This window comes from Bradyrhizobium sp. Mp19 (genome assembly GCF_029952935.1).
GTDB classification, from domain to species: Bacteria; Pseudomonadota; Alphaproteobacteria; order Rhizobiales; family Xanthobacteraceae; genus Bradyrhizobium; species Bradyrhizobium elkanii.
Map to the genome: position 1 here is coordinate 34775 of NZ_JASAUT010000045.1, position 17995 is coordinate 52769.

Below are 17995 nucleotides of genomic sequence, written 5' to 3' on the forward strand. Positions count from 1 at the left end.
CTCGTTTTCCAGTTCTGTGCGTTTTAGTCGTGTGCTGCCGATATCGACCATTTCGTGACGCGCTGTTGCGCTGTCCCCGCCGTTCGGTGCAGCGGCATCGTCGGGCCGCGGCAGGTCGTCTAGACCATCGAGACTATCAGCGCAGGCCGGCCTGATCTTCACGCCCGTGTTGCACGCGACCAGCAATGGCTCTCGCCCGCTACATGCCGCACGCCTGCCGTAGGGACAGACCCGGCCTTCGGCTTACGCAGCTTCGGTTGCGGCTGATCCGTGGGTCTGACAACTGGCCGGGCAAACTCTGGCGCAGGCTCCGCAGCCGATGCAGGCGCCCTGATCATTCAAAACCATGATCTTCTTTTCAATTTCGTCGTCATCGTCATCGTCATTGTCGAGGTCGACAAGTTCGCCACTTTCGTTGATCCCCCTCAACGTCATGACATCTCGACCGCACACCTTGAAACACCGGCCACAGCCGATGCACTTGTTGGCATCTATCGAGATCAAGTAGTCCGGCGTCCAGTCGCGGCCATCACGCGTTGCAAATGACATGAATCGGCCTCCTCTAGTTAACTTCCAGCGCCTTCAAATCATGGCTCTTGCGTTCGAGTTCGGCATAGGCATCATGCGCCTTCTGCGCCACCACCATGATCGATGTCCAGTTGATGGGAAGTTCTTCCGAGAGGTCGTGCAGATCCATTTTGGCCTGGAGCGCTTTGGCCGAAAGTTTCTTTAGCTCCGCCTTCAGTAGTTCACGATCGCTCATGAATGCCCTCAATAGTTTGCCACGTCCGGAAATTTCCGAATCAAGTCGATTCCGCCCCTGACATATTTGTCACCCTCCTGCGCGAGCTTTGCGAGGTTATCGAAGCCGAAGCGATGCATATCGCGCAGCTGCCTGTTCACGGCGATCAGCCGCCCCCCGATCAGCACCATGCGGCCAAAACCTTCATGATGCATCTTCAGCATCGGCTGGATCATCACGCCGGTAGCCCTCTCGATCGAGAGTGCGACTGCATTGAAGAACAGCTCCAGCCGCCACAGCGTGTCGGGATCAGGATCGCCGACAATCGGCAGTGCCCGTCGCTTCTCCTTGTCCAAGATATAGGGTTCAAGCAGCTCGAAATCGCTCTTGGCCTCCCAGGCTTCGTAGGTATCCTGAGCGCGCCATATCTTGACCAGTTCCTTGAGGAACGGGGAATCGAGGGCGTCGCCCTGCTGCGCCATTTCTGTGGCCTCGGTCATCTCACCTCATTCGTCGAACTCGAATGTGCGCCGTTGGTCCTTCGCCAAGGCCTTGCGTAGCCACGGCGGCGGCGTGCCGTTCAATACGCGCTCGAGCTTTTCGAGCAGCGCTAGGATGTTTTCTGGCTTGTTCACCTTGATAGGATGGATGTTGTTGGCCACGACCCGCGCAGCACCGGCACCGCCGATGGCGGCAACGTACAGGATCGCGCAATCTTTGATCGCCTCGATCTTCGGCGCCAGCTTGTCGTCGTTGCCGTCTTCCTTGAGATCTCCTTCGAACTCAACCGCTTTGAGAAACACGTGCCCGTTTGGCGCGACATCGTAGATAGCGATATTCTTTGCCCACCCAAAATGGGCATCGACGCGTCTTAGGTCTTGCGTGGCGAATGCGACCTTCATGCAGTCGACCTCTCAGCTGCGCTGCGGTGGCCCGACGTTAGCGGCAGTGCCGCCAAAGGCCTCCATCTATCGGGCGTCGGCTGATGATTCTCCTCGCGGTCCGCGATCACAAGATTGGCGATATCAAAGATCAGAGCGCGCGTACCACGATAACCGACGGATAGCTGGTGCCCTGCACCAAGCCGATCGAACATCGGAAAACCGGCTCGATAGAACGGGATTTTCAGCCGAGCCGCCGCTTGCCTGCCATGCGAATGCGTGATCAGCAGGTCGCAATGCTTTGTTCTGGCTAGCTCTTCCAGATCCTCAAGATCGCCGATCAGCACCTCCTTGGTCTTGATCCGCTCGATCACCGCCGACTGCGTGGTCGTCACCGCCGCGCTCACCTGCGCGCCCATCTCGTGCAGCATACTGGACAGGTCGAACAGCAGGTCTGGCTCGGCCGCGATTGCAAGTTTGCGACCACCAATATGGAAGTGCGCGTCCAGCATTGCGTCAGTGAGCTGGCCGCGCTGGCGCCGATATTTCGATGGCACGGGGCGGCCGCTGATCTCGCTCAGAAAAGTCACGAATTCGTCGTTCGGACCGAGACCGCATAACCGTTCGAACAGGCGAAATGGCACGCCGGTCCTGGCCTGCATGACCTCTGCTGCTCGCCGCATCTGCCCGCCTATCGCGATAGTCCACCCTGCGCGGCCCATGCTCGCGATTTCGTCCACGCCGATGCCGCCGATGGTCGTTGGGGTAAAGTCATCAGGGATATGCCCGTCGAGCGACCCCGCCAGATCAGGCAGGAAGGACGGCCGCAACCCAAAATCCTCCAGGATGGCACGAAGTTCATCAAGATCACCCGGCGTGAGGTGGCATCCTGGAAGAACATTCACCCTCGATGGATCGCGCAGGCCATTGACGTTTGGCCCTTCCACCAGCAACTCCACAATGCTCGCCACGGCCTTCTCCCAGCCGTCCTGGAACGCCCCCTTGAAATCAGGCGTCGAGACATAAACCAGCGGTAATTTCGCAAGCTGCGGATGCTTGTCCCGGATCAGCTTGAGGTAGGCATCGACATCGTCTCCATTGGTCTCGGTGACACCGGTCGAGCAGATTCCGATGATCTTTGGCTTGGTACGATTGTAGATATTGAGTATCGCCTGCTCGAGATTCTCATAGCCGCCGAGCACGGTCGCGACCTCGCTCATCGCAGTGGTCTGCAGCGGTACAGCCTCCTTGAAATGCCGCACAAAGAGGGTGAGCCCGAAGGAGGTGCAACCTTGTGAGCCGTGCAAAAGCGGCATCGCCCCGCTTAGCCCCATGAACGCAAATGCGCCGCCGATCGGCTGGCTCATCTTCAACGGGTTAACCGCGCATGCTTTTGTCGGCAACGTCGCGATGGCCATGACACCTTCCTATTCGGCGGCCTGCAGCCCGGCGGGCGGCGCGGACGCCAGGACGTCCTCGATGCGTCGCTTGCAGCAGCCACCGACGGCATTGGTGTGATTTCTGACTGCCTCGACGCTCCTCAGGCCATGCGCGTAGATCGCATCTTCGATCGTGCCGAGATCGACCGTGTTACAGGAGCAGATCTTTCTCGCTCGCCGCGCCGCTTCGGCGAGCGCCGGATCGCGCGCGATCGCCGCCACCGGCGATTGCATCTGCAACATCGCGTTGGCCAAAGCCTCCCATGGCGCCGGTCGACGTAGCTGGTCCCACATCGGGTTAGAGAGCGACTTAGCGATCTCCTCCACCAGCTTGACCATTCCGACATAACCCATATAGGCGTGGCAACGCTCCTGGTTGACATCGAGCCAAGGCATCGCCGCCTTCAATGCAACGAACTGCGATTTGCCGCCCGAGAGCATGATGTCCGCCTTGGCGTCCTTCAGCATTCTGTACATTTCGCGCGGCGTCATATCCTCGATCATGTGGGCATCTTGCCCCATGAGCAGCTTGATGCGTTCCTTGTCCTCCCTCGTCGACTTCTTCACACTGGTTCCGACCATTTCAAGGCCGGCTTCCTGTAGCGCCGCAACGACCGACCATGACTTGACGCCGCCGGTAATCAATAAAGCCTTCTTGCCTTTGAATCGTGGCTTGTACGGCTCGATCGCAGCCCACGCTCTCGCCTCCTCGCGTGCGATCACCGCTTCGGTGCGCCCGAGCAGCTCTTGCGGCGCGCCACGTTCAACCAATAAGCGGGCAATCTGGCGCAGCGAATAGCTCGAATCCTGAATACCGTAGAATGACCCTTCGAAGAACGGGATCCCGTAGCGTTCCTCCATCTTGCGTGCGACGTTGACCATGGCCTTCGAGCACACCAGCATCGCTGCCCGTGCGCGATGGGATGAAGCGACTTCGCGATATTTGCCATCGCCCGAGATGCAAGACAGAATCCGGATGCCAAGCTCTTCGAACAACGGCTTTACCTGCCAGAGCTCTCCCGAGAGATTAAATTCTCCGATCAGGTTTACATCGTACGGCGTGGCGTAGTCCGGCTCCTGCGTTCCGATTACATAGTCGAGCAAGGCCTCGCCGGCGAGCTTGTTACCGAGGTTCTTGGAACCAACGAACCCCGGGGAATTGATCGGAATCACCGGCTTGCCGAACCTTTGAGACGCCGCCTTGCAGACCGCGTTGATATCGTCGCCGATCATGGCCGGGATGCAGGTCTGATAGACGAAGATTGCGGGCGGGTCGCGCTTGTCGATGATCTCTTTGATCGCTTTGCAGAGCCGCTTCTCGCCCCCAAATACGATATCGGTTTCGCTCATATCGGTTGTGAATGCCGTGCGCCACAGACTAGAGCCGGAGGACGCCGCGCCGCGATTGTCCCAAGAATTGCCTTCGCATGCGATCGGACCATGCACGAGGTGAGCGACGTCGGTAAAGGGCTGCAGCGCAATCTTGGCGCCGTCGAAGGCACACCCGCCCGCAGCGCCGCCCGGCTGCAGTTGCTTGGTGCAACCCTTCTTGCGCTCAGCCTCCGACTTATTGCCATTCTTGGCGCAGCCCGGCTCGCTGAAGATATCCTGGACCGTGGCCGCTAGCGAACTCATCAGCTTTTTCCTCTCTGCGAAAGCAACTCTCTGCCGACCATCTTGCACGCGCGCCATCGGCGAGTGTTCCGGCGATGGCACGCGCACTCTCCGCCATCAACGAATGATGTCGAAGCTATAGTCAGTCTTGCCAAGAACATTGGTCTTCTTGTCGATTTCGTCGAAGATCTTGTCGAGGATCTTCACCAGTACATTCAGGCCGCCCTGATAGCCCCACACGGGGGAGCGGTGATGGTGATGCCGATCAAAAATTGGAAACCCGATGCGGATTAGTGGCGTTCCCGTGTCCCGTTCCAGGTACTTGCCGTGTGTATTGCCAATCAGAAAGTCAACCGGCTCCGTGAACAAGAGCGAGCGCATGTGCCAGAGGTCCCGCCCCGGATAGGCTTGGCAGGCCTGACCAAATGGCGAGCTTGCAAACAGCGCCTGCATTTTTTCCTGCCACGCCTTGTTGCCATTGGTGGACAGCACATGGGTCGGTTCGGCGCCGAGTTCGAGCAGAAAGGCAGCCAACCCATAGCAGAGATCAGGATCGCCATAGATCGCGAACTTCTTGCCATGGATATGCGCGCTGGAGTCCGCGATGGCATCAACCAAGCGGCCACGCTCTCGCGCGAGCTCCTCCGGAATCTCCTTGCCGCTGATGCGTGATAACGCCACGAGAAAATCATCTGTTGCGGACACACCGACCGGGTAATTGAAAGACACGACGTCCTGGCCATGCTCGGACACGAACGGCAGCGTTTTTTCCGTACACCATTGCTGCATGGAGATTGTCGCCTTGGCGTGAATCGCGTTCGCCGCGTCTTCCAGCGTGGTGCCGCCGTCATACATCCGGAACTCGCCGTCGGTCGGGGTATCGAAGACTTCAGAGTTATCGGCGAGAATCGTATGTTCGATGCCCATCAATGCCAAGATTCGCTTGATCTCGCGAAGATTTCCAACGGTATTGCCATCAAAGCCGCCGATGATGTTGATTGCCTCATTTGGCTTGCGCTCCAGCTTCGGCGCCGTTCCGGCCTTGCCGTCCCAAAAATGCTCGAGAATGCCCTTGAGTGCGTTGTCGTAGCCCGTGACGTGGCTGCCGACGAACGCCGGCGTATGTGCGAACGGCACGTCGAACTCTGCCGGAACCGAGCCTTTTTCCTTCGACGTCTTGATGAAGGCGTTGAGGTCATCGCCGATTACCTCAGCCATGCAGGTCGTCGAGACCGCAATCATCTTGGGTTTGTACATGTTATAGCTGTTGGCGAGGCCGTCGATCATATTGTTCAGCCCCCCGAACACAGCGGCGTCTTCCGTCATCGACGAAGACACGCAGGAGCTCGGCTCCTTAAAGTGCCGCGACAGATGGCTGCGGTAATAGGCCACGCAGCCTTGCGAGCCATGGACGAAGGGCAGCGTGCCCTCAAAACCGACTGAGACGAAAACGGCGCCAAGCGGCTGGCAGGCTTTGGCCGGATTTACCGCAAGCGCCTCCCGCGCGAAATTCTTTTCGCGATATTCGGGGGTTTTCGTCCATTCCTTGATACGTTCGACCTCGGCAGGATCGCGGGGATTTTCGAACAACTTCTTGTCGGCCAGCATTTGTTGGTATTCTGGACCGCGGAACAGTTCGAGATGATCGAGCACATGTTCTGCACTCTGCGCCATGTTAGGATCCTTCACTATCGAAATTGATATCGCCCAACTCTCCGCAGAGAGCGGGATCGGTTGCTCTATTGTGAAACCAAGTGCTTGTTACTCTGCAGCCAAGAGCTTGGCTTTCGAGGCTTCCTTCCAAGGTGCCTTCATCTTCTTCCAGATCGGCGAGTTGACAGCCATGTCCATGTCGCGCGCAAAGATCGCAAAGCCGTCATAGCCGTGATATGGGCCCGAATAGTCCCAGGAATGCATCTGCCGGAACGGCACACCCATCTTTTGGAAAACGTACTTTTCCTTGATGCCCGAGCCGACCAGATCAGGCTGGAGCTTTTCCACGAAGCGCTCGAACTCATAGCCGTTGACATCGTCGTAGATGAGCGTGCTGTCCTTTACATAATGCTGTGCGGTGCGCTGATAGTCGTCGTTATGACCGAACTCGTATCCGGTTCCCACGACTTCCATGCCGAGGTCCTCGTAGGCGCCAATCACATGACGCGGACGAAGCCCGCCGACGTACAGCATCACCGTCTTGCCCTGCAGGCGCGGGCGATATTTTGCGATCACGGCGTTCACCAGCGGCTGGTACTTTTCGATCACCCGCTCGGCACCCTCCTTGATCTTGTCGTCGAAATAGCCGGCAATCTTGCGCAGCGATTCTGCGATCTTTGAAGGTCCGAAGAAGTTGTACTCGCACCAGGGGATACCGAACTTCTCCTCCATATGACGCGAGATGTAGTTCATCGAACGGTAGCAATGCAGAATGTTGAGCTTCGCCTTCGGCGTTGCTTCGAGCTCGGCGAGTGAACCGTCGCCGGACCACTGTGCAATCACCCGCAGGCCCATTTCCTCCAGCAGAATTCGCGATGACCAGGCGTCGCCGCCGATATTGTAGTCACCAATGATCGCAACATCGTAGGGCGTCGGCTCGAACTTTGGTTTGCCGTCGGGGTCGAGCTTGTCGAAAATCCAATCGCGCACCGCGTCGTTGGCGATGTGGTGGCCAAGCGACTGCGACACGCCGCGAAAGCCCTCACAGCGGACAGGCACGATGGTCTTGCCACCATATTCCTTGGATTTCGACCTTGACACGGCCTCGATGTCGTCCCCGATCAATCCGATCGGGCATTCCGATTGGATGGTGATGCCGTGGTTGAGCGGGAAAAGCTCCTGGATTTCGTCAAGGACTTTGACCAGCTTCTTGTCGCCACCGAATACGATGTCCTTCTCCTGGAAATCGGAGGTGAATTGCAGGGTTACAAAACTATCGATGCCCGTTGTGCCAACGTAATAGTTACGACGCGAGCCCCACGAATACTGGCCGCAGCCAACCGGGCCGTGGCTGATATGGACCATGTCCTTGATCGGCCCCCAGACCACCCCCTTGGATCCTGCATAGGCGCAGCCTCTGATTGTCATCACACCAGGTATGGATTTTATGTTGGACTTGACTCCGCAATCGGACTTCCCGGACTGGTGAACGTTGAGATGCTTGGCACGCCGCTTCGCGGTCTTCTCTGGATAGACCTTCAGCACCTCGTCGATCAGCTGTTTGTTACGAGCCCTGATTTCTGCAATGCTCTGGGTCGTGGCGAGACTCATGCTGATGTCCTTCAAGGGTTAGCGGTTGGAAGTGCTTCTTGCTGACCAAGACTTTTGCAACGAGCATGCCAGTCCGTCGGGAGCGCAAAAACCAGAACAAATAGACACAGTTAGCGCGGCCCGTCCGATGAGGCTGGTTGTTGTTGCGAACGCGACATCGCGCTTTGCGCGGAGACTTCTTCGTTGACCCTGTTCGAAATGGAACAAGTGCCGGCTATGCGCCAAGTTGCGCCGCGCAGTTCTCGAAGACGCGCAGTTGCCGCCGATTGCAAGATTTTGCGATCGCGCGCGGCGGGACGGCCGCTAACATGGACGAGTGGGTGGCTCGCGGCTCCGGCTTGCCAATACCATCTATGCTGCCGGGCACGACGGATGCTTACCTTCAGCGAAGACGATGATGGTCTTGTGCATGACGTCATCGCCCGCCGAGTTCGATGCAAGCTCCCTAGCCACTTAGACGTGGCCCACTCGCCGTCTCACGAGAACAGCTGCCGCGCCTTGATGAGCGCACCGACGAGCGTATCAATCTCTTCACGTGTGTTGTAGAGGCCGAAGGACGCACGGCATGTCGCCAGAACACCGAAGCGCTTGAGCAGCGGCATCGCGCAATGGGCCCCTGCCCGCACCGCCACACCTGCGCGGTCGATGACGGTGGCAATATCATGCGCATGCGCACCCTTCATATCAAAGGAGATGATCGGCCCCTTCTCGGCTGGTGTGCCGATCAAGCGCACGGAGTTGATGTCCGCCAGCTGCTGCTGAGCGTAAGCAAGCAGTGCGCTTTCGTGCTCGCGGATCTGCTTCTTGCCTATTGAATTGATGTAGTCCACAGCCGCCCCCAGACCGACCGCCTCGACGATCGGTGGCGTACCCGCCTCGAAGCGGTGCGGCGGATCACCATAGATGACGCCGGTACGTGAGACCTCACGGATCATTTCGCCCCCGCCATTGAAGGGTGGCATCAACGCCAGATGCTCAGATTTGCCGTAGAGCACGCCGATGCCGGTCGGACCATAGAGTTTGTGGCCCGTCATCACGTAGAAATCGCAATCGATGTCGCAGACGTCGGCGTTCAGATGGACGCATCCTTGCGAACCATCGATCAGCACCGGGATACCGCGAGCATGAGCGATCCTCACCACCTCCTTTACCGGTAAGACGGTCCCCAGAGCATTCGACATTTGTGTGATCGCAACCATCTTGGTGCGCCGGGTCAGGAGCTGCTCAAAGGCATCCAGCAGGAAGTTGCCGTCATCATCCACTGGTGCCCATTTGATCACCGCGCCGTGGCGCTCTCTGAGAAAATGCCACGGCACGATGTTGGAATGATGTTCCATCATCGAGAGAACGATCTCATCCCCCGGGGTGACGCGTTCACGGCCGAAGGTCTGGGCGACCAGATTGATTGCCTCGGTGGCGCTGCGGGTGAAGATGATCTCTTCGTTTAGACGGGCGTTCACAAATTGCGCCAGCTTGGCACGCGCGCCTTCATACGCCTCGGTCGCAGCGTTAGCGAGGTAGTGCAAACCGCGATGAACGTTGGCATATTCGCTTGAGTAGACCTGCATCATGCGGTCAAGTACCGCCTTCGGCTTCTGAGCCGAGGCGGCATTGTCGAGATAGACCAGCGGCCTGCCATAAACCGTCATGCTCAGCGCAGGAAAGTCCGCACGCAGACGGTTGACCTCGTACCTGCCATTGCTCATCGCGGGATGCACGCTCATCTCCGCGCCTGCATCCAGTGTTCAGTTTGCGCGGTCACAAAATCGCGCAGGCTCTCGGGGACGATTTCCTCAATCGCCTCGCCCAGGAATGCTCCAATCAGCAACGCCTGCGCGTCCTTTTCGGATAGACCGCGAGCACGCAGATAAAATACGAGTGCACCGTCCAGCGCACCTGACGTCGATCCGTGGCCGCAAGTCACGTCGTCGGCCAAGATTTCGAGTTCGGGCTTGTTGTCGGCCCGGGCCTCGTCGGACAGAAGCAGCGCCCGCGTCGTCAGCGTGGCGTCCGTCTTCTGCGCGCCAGGACGAACGACAATCCGGCCTTGGAGCACCGAACGGCCGCATTCGTCGATCACCGCACGGAACTTCTCCCGACTGGTGCAATGTGGCACGGCGTGATCGACGACCATTGTCGTGTCGACATGCTGCTTGTGCCTGATGAGATTGACGGCGTTCGCCGAGAGCTTGGATCCCTCGCCAGTCAGCGTGACGAATCCCTGGTAGCGACTGACGGAGCCGCTACAAGTCATGCTGAAGAAATCGAGCTTCGCTTTTGCGCCGACCGCGATGATGCTTGATGAGATATGCACGGCGTCAGCGGCGTCGGCCGCCAGTCGGATATGCGACAGGTTCGCCTCGTCACCAACCAGGGCAATTGTCGCATCGTTGGTCTGATAGCCGCTCGCGCCTTCAGCCGAGACGAAACTCTCCACTAAGGCCGCATGCGCGCCTTGGCCAAGTTGCAGATAGGAACGCGTGAAGTTGGACACCAACGATCCGGTCGTGACGTGAACGATCTGAATCGGACGCTTCACCGCTTCGCCGTCAGCGATCGTAATCACGAAGCCATCGGTCGCCATTGCCGCATTGAGCGAGATCACCGCATCAGTCGTCGTCGACAGCACCAGGCCGGCCATCGCACTGTCGGTCGTATCTTCCAGGACCTCTCGGAGCGACCGCACAGCGACCCCGTCTTCCAGACTGTCCACATCAGAAAGCTCCGGTACGAATACACCATCCACCAAGACGAGTTTGACCGCCCGATCGACTGCTGTTTGCTTAACCGACGCCGCTGCGCGCACCAGCGCAGCCGCATCGGGTCGCGGAGCGAGCGGCAGGACCGCGCCCATCAGCGCGCGCAGATCGGTGTATTTCCAGGCCTCGATGCGTTGCGGGAGGCCGGCACGCTCGTAGGCTTCGAACGCCCTCGCACGGATATGAGCGACGAGCCCGGAGCCAGGCAACCGTCCATGCGCCGCGGCAAAGACATTGTCCGTTGCGCGCCCGGCGGCGGTTTTGGTCACAACCTGCTTCATCGGGAAATCTCGTGCGCGGTCACGCCGCGTCTTCGAATTGTGCGTAGCCACAAGCCTCAAGCTCCAGCGCGAGTTCTTTTCCGCCGCTCTTTCTTATCTGCCCTTTCGACATCACGTGGATAACGTCCGGCACGATGTAGTCGAGAAGCCGCCGATAGTGGCTGATTACAATCATCGCGCGCTCCGACGAACGCAGAGCGTTGATGCCACCCGCGACAATCCGCAGCGCGTCAATGTCGAGACCGGAATCTATCTCGTCCAGGATGCACAGGCTCGGTTCGAGCAGCGCCATCTGCAGAATCTCGTTGCGTTTCTTCTCGCCGCCGGAAAATCCGACATTGAGGCCGCGCTTGAGCATGCCTTGCGGTATATTGAGCGAATTAGCAACCTCGCGAACGCGTTTTATAAAATCGGGGGTGGAGAATTCCGTTTGTGCTCGCGCCTTGCGCTGGGCGTTCAGCGCCGCGCGCAGGAAGTTCATGGTGGTCGCCCCGGGAATTTCCACCGGATATTGGAAGGCAAGAAATACGCCCCTAGTCGCGCGCTCGCTTGCCTCCATCGCGAGCAGGTCCTCACCGTTGAATAGGATTTGGCCAGCGCTAACTTGATAGCCGGGCTTGCCGGAGATAACGTGACTGAGTGTGGACTTTCCGGAGCCGTTCGGCCCCATGATTGCATGCACCTCACCCGCATTGACCGCAAGATCGAGGCCGCGAAGAATTTCGCAGCCCTCGATACCAACATGCAAATCTCGGACTTCGAGTAGCGCCATTTAACCTGCCCCTGAAATGCGTCATCCAGAACGCAAGCCGCAATCGCAAGGGCTCGCGGAAACGTTTAGTTACCCGACGGATCCCTCGAGCGAGATAGAGATCAACTTCTGCGCCTCCACCGCAAATTCCATCGGCAACTTTTGCAGCACGTCTTTCGCGAAACCGTTGACGACGAGGCCAGTGGCCTGTTGCTCGCTCAAGCCTCTCTGCACGCAGTAGAACAGCACGTCCTCGGAAATCTTCGACGTCGTCGCTTCATGCTCGAACGTCGCCGAGGAATTCTTGGCCTCGACATAGGGCACGGTGTGCGCGCCGCATTCGTCGCCGATCAGAAGCGAGTCGCAGGCGGTGTAGTTGCGCGCGCCGGTTGCCTTGCGATGGGCGCTGACCAGGCCGCGATAAGTGTTCTGCGACTTCCCGGCGGCGATGCCCTTGGAGATGATCCGGCTCGACGTGTTCTTGCCGAGGTGGATCATCTTGGTGCCGCTGTCGACCTGCTGGAAACCGTTCGAGATCGCGATCGAGTAGAACTCGCCGCTCGAATTGTCGCCGCGCAGGATGCAGCTCGGATATTTCCAGGTGATCGCCGAACCGGTCTCGACCTGGGTCCAGGAGATCTTCGAATTGCGACCACGGCAGTCGCCACGCTTGGTGACGAAATTGTAGATGCCGCCCTTGCCTTCCGAATTGCCCGGGTACCAGTTCTGCACCGTCGAATACTTGATCTCGGCATCGTCGAGCGTGACGAGCTCGACCACGGCGGCGTGCAGCTGGTTCTCGTCGCGCTGCGGCGCGGTGCAGCCCTCGAGATAGGAGACGTAGGAGCCCTTGTCGGCGATGATCAGCGTGCGCTCGAACTGGCCGGTGTTGCGCTCGTTGATGCGGAAATAGGTCGACAACTCCATCGGGCAGCGCACGCCCGGCGGCACGTAGACGAACGAGCCGTCGGAGAACACAGCCGAATTCAATGTCGCGAAGTAATTGTCCGAGGTCGGCACCACGGTGCCGAGATATTTCTGCACCAGCTCGGGATGCTCGCGGATCGCCTCCGAGATCGGCATGAAGATCACGCCGGCCGCCTTCAGCTCCTTCTGGAAGGTGGTCGCAACCGAGACCGAATCGAACACGGCGTCGACCGCGATCTTGCGGTTCGGCGTCTGCTCACCACCAGGCGGCGGCTCGACGCCCTCGAGGATCGCGACCTCGCGCAGGGGGATGCCGAGCTTCTCGTAGGTCTTGAGGATTTCCGGATCGATCTCGTCGATCGAGGACAGCGTCTTCTTCGGCTTCGGCGCCGCGTAGTAGTAGATGTCCTGGTAGTCGATCTTCGGATAGTCGACGCGCGCCCAGGTCGGCTCGGTCATGGTCAGCCAGCGGCGATACGCCTCCAGGCGCCATTCCAGCATCCAGGCCGGTTCATTCTTCTTTGCGGAGATGAAGCGGACGGTGTCTTCCGACAGCCCCTTCGGGGCCTTGTCGGACTCGATCAGCGTCTCAAACCCATATCGATACTGGTCGACGTCGATGCGCCGGACGCGCTCGACCGTCTCTTGTACAGCTACCATTGTCTACTCCGCTCCCACACGGAAAACTCTAGCCGACGACGATTGCCCAGCGCGACCCTCCAAGCTGATCGTGCAAGTCATGGCCAACGCGGGATCAGCGGGTGAGAGAATCAGGTCCCCAACCCAGAGAGCCGTCGCTAGAGTCTTCATCCTGCTTTGCGCCGGAGTTCCCCTCATCGGCGACCTCTTATGCCGGCACGCAGGTGTCGGGCACTGGGCAAACGACAGCGCATTGCGGCGCGTCAAAATGACCCTCACATTGAGTGCACTTGGCTGGATTGATCACATATATATCGTTCTTCAGGCTGATCGCCGCGTTGGGACATTCGAACTCACACGCGCCACAGACGGTGCACTGGGACGCGATTATCTTGTAGGCCATTACTGCGATTCCATAAGCAAAGTGCGGACCGCTTCTTGCTTTCAAGTCTTATGCCAAAGAGCTTGGGCTTGATTTGTCTCGGCTATTTTCCAAGGCATGTCGCCGCCTCAACGATTGTCGCAAATGCTACAATCGGCCTCACGGCAGCTTGATCGCGACGCATAGTTGGAGCGCAGGGTCGATCCGGCGGCGGTCGGCCGATCAGGCCACGTTCGTCAGCCCGGCTCGCCTCTCCACAGCACAGCCAAAAAACGTCGTGCCCGATCGCGCAGATAAAGGTCGCTTCGATGATCGCGGTCCTTCTGGGCGAGCCGCGGCAGGCAATGTTAATCCCCGCGGATTACCGGAAAATCTGCTTTCCCTGTAGAGGACGGAACTACTTCGGCTGGCATCACGGGGACGACCGAAAGCCAAGCGCGATCGTCTGATGCCCCCTCGGCTTCGGTCCGTACTCCGAAGAGACGCCAGCGGGGCTCGGCAGATCGAAATTGCCGAAAAAAAGCCACCCCGAAGGGTGGCCCAAGTCAGGGAGGAAACGCCCGTGTGGGCCTCTGGGAATCAGGCCGCAGCCTGTTCGATCGGAGAGAAGGGGAGCCCGAGACTCTCGGCAACCGCCTTGTAAGTCAGCCGGCCCCGATGGACATTGAGGCCCGCGCGCAGGTGCGGATTATCGAGCACGGCGGAAAAGCCCTTGTTGGCCAGAGCCAAACCAAACGGCAGCGTGGCGTTGTTCAGTGCCTGGCTCGAGGTTAGCGGCACAGCGCCGGGCATATTCGCGACGCAGTAGTGAATGATGCCATCCACTTCGTAAGTTGGATCAGCGTGAGTGGTTGGGTGCGATGTCTCAAAGCAGCCGCCTTGATCGATAGCGACATCGACGATGACCGCCCTTTTGCGCATTGAGCTCAGCATGCTCCGGCGGACCAGCTTCGGCGCGCTCGCTCCTGGAACGAGCACCGCACCAATGACCACATCGGCCGCAAATACCTCCTCCTCCAAGGATTCGATGGTGGAAAATCTGGTACGAACGCGCCCTTCGAATAGCTCGTCCAACTCGCGGAGCCGGGGTATCGAACGGTCGATGATGGTGACCTCCGCGCCCAAACCGACCGCCATGCGTGTGGCGTGCGTGCCGACGACGCCGCCTCCGATCACCACGATCCGAGCCGGCTGAACACCGGGCACTCCACCGATCAACAGCCCTCGTCCGCCTGCACTGCGCTTCAGCGCACTACCCGCAGCTTCGATCGCAAGCCTACCCGCGACCTCGCTCATCGGCGCCAGCAGTGGAAGACCACCATGGGCATCAGTTACGGTCTCATAAGCGATCGCGGTGCACCCAGATTTCAGGAGCCCCTTGGCCTGCTCCGGGTCCGGCGCCAGATGCAGGTAAGTGAAGAGGATCTGGCTCTCCCGCAGCTGGCTCCATTCGGACGGTTGAGGCTCCTTAACCTTTACGATCATCTCGCTCGATGCAAATACCTCGCCTGCGGAATCGAGAATCGTTGCGCCGGCGGCGCGATAATCGTCATCGGTTGCACCAATGCCGGCGCCGGCATTGGCCTCGATCATCACGCGGTGGCCCGCTGCCACATATTCGCGGACGGCTCCAGGGGTAAGGCCCACGCGATATTCGTGCGCCTTGATTTCCTTGGGGACTCCGACCTTCATTTGAAAACTCCCTGCCTAGAGGGGTTTTTTAATCGCAAGAGCGCAACGATATTGCGAGGCTGGCGCCTAAATGGCGCAGGAATTCAGCGATCTTGGACTAGCTACGCAGGATTTCAAACAAGCAGATGCGAAGCGTATTGAGACGAGCATGCTCGCTGAGCTAATCATCGTTCCCTCATGCTCCCCGCAAATGCGCGTGGCGTGTTCAACAGATCCGAGGCAATTGTTCGCCTGACAACCAATCGACAATTCTTCCGCCGCCAAAACTGGTCGCCACTTGCACAAATTTGTGATCGTCAGCTACGGCCTCGCCAATATCGGCTGCATCGCATCCGAGCGGATGCCCCTTCATGGCCGCAAGCACGGCATCAGCTACACCAGGCGCGACGATCGCAACGAGCTTGCCCTCATTAGCGACATGGATCGGATCAAGCCCAAGGAGTTCGCAGGTTGCCGCTACAGCGGGCTTTACCGGAATGGCCGCTTCCTGCAGACGGAACCCGAGGCCAGATTGATGCGCAATCTCGTTGAGGGTGGCGGCAAGACCGCCGCGCGTGGGGTCACGCATCACGTGGATGCCGCGCCCGCCAGCCGCCACCATGACGGCCACCAAGTCATGCAGCGATGCGGAATCCGAGACGATCTCAACTTGAAGAGCGGCGTTCTGGCGCGTTGACATGATCGCCACCCCATGATCGCCAAGGCTGCCCGACACCAGCACACGGTCCCCGATCCTTGCTTTGTCGGCGGACAGATCGAGCCCATCGGCCAGAACCCCGATCCCGGTCGTAGAGATGAACAACCCATCCGCCTTGCCGCGCTCGACGACCTTGGTATCCCCAGTGATGATGTAAACGCCGGCACCGCGCGCCGCCGCGCCCATCGACTGCGCAATCGTCCTTAGATCCGAAAACCGAAAACCCTCCTCGATGATGAAGCTAGCTGACAGATAGAGCGGACGCGCGCCGGCCATCACGACATCATTGATCGTGCCGTGCACAGCCAATGACCCGATATTGCCGCCAGGAAAAAACAGTGGCGAGACCACATAGCCGTCGGTCGTCATCACCATCCTGCCTGCCGCAACCTCAAACGCCGACTGATCATTGCAGCGGGCGAGCCATTCATTACCGAAGGCTTGGTGAAAAAGGCCGGAGATCAATTGTGCCATGGCGCGCCCCCCAGATCCGTGGGAAAGATCAACACGTCCGTTCTCGACGTCGAGCTTGCCATGATAATCCTTGACGCTCATGACAACCGCCTCACCTGATCATCGCGAACTCGGCCGTAGATCCAATACGCAGCACAGGCGCCTTCCGAGGAAACCATGCAGGACCCAACGGGTGTTTCCGGCGTGCAGACGGTTCCAAACAGCTTGCAGTCAACCGGCCGCTTGGCGCCGCGCAGGATCGCGCAGCACTCGCATGCCGGATTGTCGGCGACACGCAGTTCGTGCATCGCAAAGCGCGCCTCGGCATCAAATCCGGCATAAGCCCGCTTCAGCTTCAGTCCGCTGTTGGGGACGAGCCCAAGCCCTCGCCACTCGAACTGTTCACGCAGTTCGAATACCTGCGAGACCTCGTCCTTGGCGCGACGATTGCCTTGGCGCGTCACCGCACGGCTGTATTGGTTCTCCACCTCGTAGCGGCCTTCGTTCACCTGCCGCACCAGCATCAGGATTGCCTGCATCACGTCGAGCGGTTCAAATCCCGCGATGACGATCGGCTTACCGAATTGTTCCACTAGGGGCTCGTAAGGCTGCGTACCGATGATCGTACTGACATGTGCAGGACCGACGAAGCCATCGATTGCGACCCCACCGATGTTGCGCATCTTCGGGTTCTCGAGAATGCTGTGCATCGCAGAGGGCGTAAGCACGTGGTTGCAGAACACGCTGAGGCCCCTCAGCCGCTTCTTTTCGGCAATCCGGACCATCACCGCCGTCGGGGGCGTCGTGGTCTCAAATCCGATGGCAAAGAAGACCACCTCCCTGGTTGGCACCTGTTCGGCGAGCCGGATAGCGTCGAGCGTCGAATAGACCATCCGAATGTCTGCGCCGAGCGCTTTGGCGCGCATCAGGGACTGCCCCTGCGACCCGGGCGCGCGCATCAGGTCGCCATACACGCACAGAGTGACCTCCGGACGCTCGGCGAGCCGGACCGCCATGTCGATCCGGCTCGCGGGCAGAACGCAGACTGGACAACCGGGCCCGTGGATCATGCGAACATTCGCAGGCAACAAATCCTCGAGGCCGTAGCGGGAGATCGCATGAGTGTGCCCGCCGCAGAATTCCATGAACCGGTAAGCCCGTCGCGGACCGGCTTCGGCGCCAATCGCCCGCGCGAGCCCCTGTGCGATGGTCTTGTCACGAAATTCATCGGCATATTTCATGATCGGGGTTCCCGCCCTGCACTGCCTAGTTCCTGCAGGAGCTCCAACGTGCGCTTGGCTTCTGTCGGGTCGATCTTGGATAGCGCGTAGCCGACATGGACAAGAACGTTGTCGCCGACATCGAGCTCCTCGACGAGAGCGATCGATATTTCCAAGCTAACCCCATCGATGGACACGATCGCCATATCGTCGGGAAGAATTTTCGAAATCTTTGCCGGGACCGAAAGACACAT

General features: G+C 59.1%; 17 protein-coding genes. All 17 read right to left on the minus strand.

Annotation, left to right across the window (positions count from 1 at the left end; genetic code table 11):
- Positions 1 to 243: 243 nt before the first annotated feature.
- Positions 244 to 549, minus strand: a complete 306-nt coding sequence (gene fdxB, locus QJT82_RS33990; RefSeq protein ID WP_016848160.1) for a ferredoxin III, nif-specific — start codon at positions 547 to 549, stop codon at positions 244 to 246.
- Between the two features lie 13 nt (positions 550 to 562).
- On the minus strand, positions 563 to 763 hold the full coding sequence (locus tag QJT82_RS33995; protein ID WP_016848159.1) for a CCE_0567 family metalloprotein: 201 nt from the start codon (positions 761 to 763) through the stop codon (positions 563 to 565).
- Positions 764 to 771: 8 nt separating this feature from the next.
- Positions 772 to 1242: a NifX-associated nitrogen fixation protein gene (locus QJT82_RS34000; protein ID WP_016848158.1), complete on the minus strand. Its 471-nt coding sequence runs from the start codon at positions 1240 to 1242 to the stop codon at positions 772 to 774.
- Between the two features lie 6 nt (positions 1243 to 1248).
- A complete protein-coding gene (gene nifX / locus QJT82_RS34005) occupies positions 1249 to 1644 on the minus strand; it encodes a nitrogen fixation protein NifX (protein ID WP_016848157.1) in 396 nt (131 codons plus the stop codon).
- Positions 1641 to 3041: a nitrogenase iron-molybdenum cofactor biosynthesis protein NifN gene (nifN, locus tag QJT82_RS34010; RefSeq protein WP_026192299.1), complete on the minus strand. Its 1401-nt coding sequence runs from the start codon at positions 3039 to 3041 to the stop codon at positions 1641 to 1643. Before nifN ends, nifX begins: the two co-directional genes overlap by 4 nt.
- A 9-nt stretch (positions 3042 to 3050) precedes the next feature.
- The gene (gene nifE, locus QJT82_RS34015) at positions 3051 to 4697 is read right to left on the minus strand and encodes a nitrogenase iron-molybdenum cofactor biosynthesis protein NifE (protein ID WP_028343125.1); all 1647 of its coding nucleotides are present in this window, start codon (positions 4695 to 4697) and stop codon (positions 3051 to 3053) included.
- A 96-nt stretch (positions 4698 to 4793) separates the two neighbouring features.
- Positions 4794 to 6350: a nitrogenase molybdenum-iron protein subunit beta gene (nifK, locus tag QJT82_RS34020; protein ID WP_018269909.1), complete on the minus strand. Its 1557-nt coding sequence runs from the start codon at positions 6348 to 6350 to the stop codon at positions 4794 to 4796.
- An 87-nt stretch (positions 6351 to 6437) separates the two neighbouring features.
- Positions 6438 to 7940: a nitrogenase molybdenum-iron protein alpha chain gene (gene nifD / locus QJT82_RS34025; RefSeq protein WP_026192298.1), complete on the minus strand. Its 1503-nt coding sequence runs from the start codon at positions 7938 to 7940 to the stop codon at positions 6438 to 6440.
- A 476-nt stretch (positions 7941 to 8416) separates the two neighbouring features.
- Complete coding sequence (locus QJT82_RS34030) at positions 8417 to 9664, minus strand: cysteine desulfurase (protein ID WP_016848150.1); 1248 nt, start codon at positions 9662 to 9664, stop codon at positions 8417 to 8419.
- Positions 9661 to 10980, minus strand: a complete 1320-nt coding sequence (gene sufD, locus QJT82_RS34035) for a Fe-S cluster assembly protein SufD (protein WP_016848149.1) — start codon at positions 10978 to 10980, stop codon at positions 9661 to 9663. Before sufD ends, QJT82_RS34030 begins: the two co-directional genes overlap by 4 nt.
- Before the next feature lie 19 nt (positions 10981 to 10999).
- Positions 11000 to 11752: a Fe-S cluster assembly ATPase SufC gene (sufC, locus tag QJT82_RS34040; RefSeq protein ID WP_028343124.1), complete on the minus strand. Its 753-nt coding sequence runs from the start codon at positions 11750 to 11752 to the stop codon at positions 11000 to 11002.
- 69 nt (positions 11753 to 11821) lie between these two features.
- Positions 11822 to 13318, minus strand: a complete 1497-nt coding sequence (gene sufB / locus QJT82_RS34045) for a Fe-S cluster assembly protein SufB (protein WP_194483392.1) — start codon at positions 13316 to 13318, stop codon at positions 11822 to 11824.
- 187 nt (positions 13319 to 13505) lie between these two features.
- Positions 13506 to 13700: a 4Fe-4S binding protein gene (locus QJT82_RS34050; protein WP_075968854.1), complete on the minus strand. Its 195-nt coding sequence runs from the start codon at positions 13698 to 13700 to the stop codon at positions 13506 to 13508.
- A 558-nt stretch (positions 13701 to 14258) separates the two neighbouring features.
- Positions 14259 to 15371, minus strand: coding sequence for an alanine dehydrogenase (ald, locus tag QJT82_RS34055; protein WP_028344285.1), 1113 nt, complete (start codon positions 15369 to 15371; stop codon positions 14259 to 14261).
- 205 nt (positions 15372 to 15576) lie between these two features.
- On the minus strand, positions 15577 to 16623 hold the full coding sequence (hypE, locus tag QJT82_RS34060; RefSeq protein WP_016846853.1) for a hydrogenase expression/formation protein HypE: 1047 nt from the start codon (positions 16621 to 16623) through the stop codon (positions 15577 to 15579).
- Complete coding sequence (gene hypD / locus QJT82_RS34065; protein ID WP_028344286.1) at positions 16620 to 17762, minus strand: hydrogenase formation protein HypD; 1143 nt, start codon at positions 17760 to 17762, stop codon at positions 16620 to 16622. The genes hypE and hypD overlap by 4 nt, the downstream gene beginning before the upstream one ends.
- The gene (locus tag QJT82_RS34070) at positions 17759 to 17995 is read right to left on the minus strand and encodes a HypC/HybG/HupF family hydrogenase formation chaperone (RefSeq protein WP_075968855.1); all 237 of its coding nucleotides are present in this window, start codon (positions 17993 to 17995) and stop codon (positions 17759 to 17761) included. The genes hypD and QJT82_RS34070 overlap by 4 nt, the downstream gene beginning before the upstream one ends.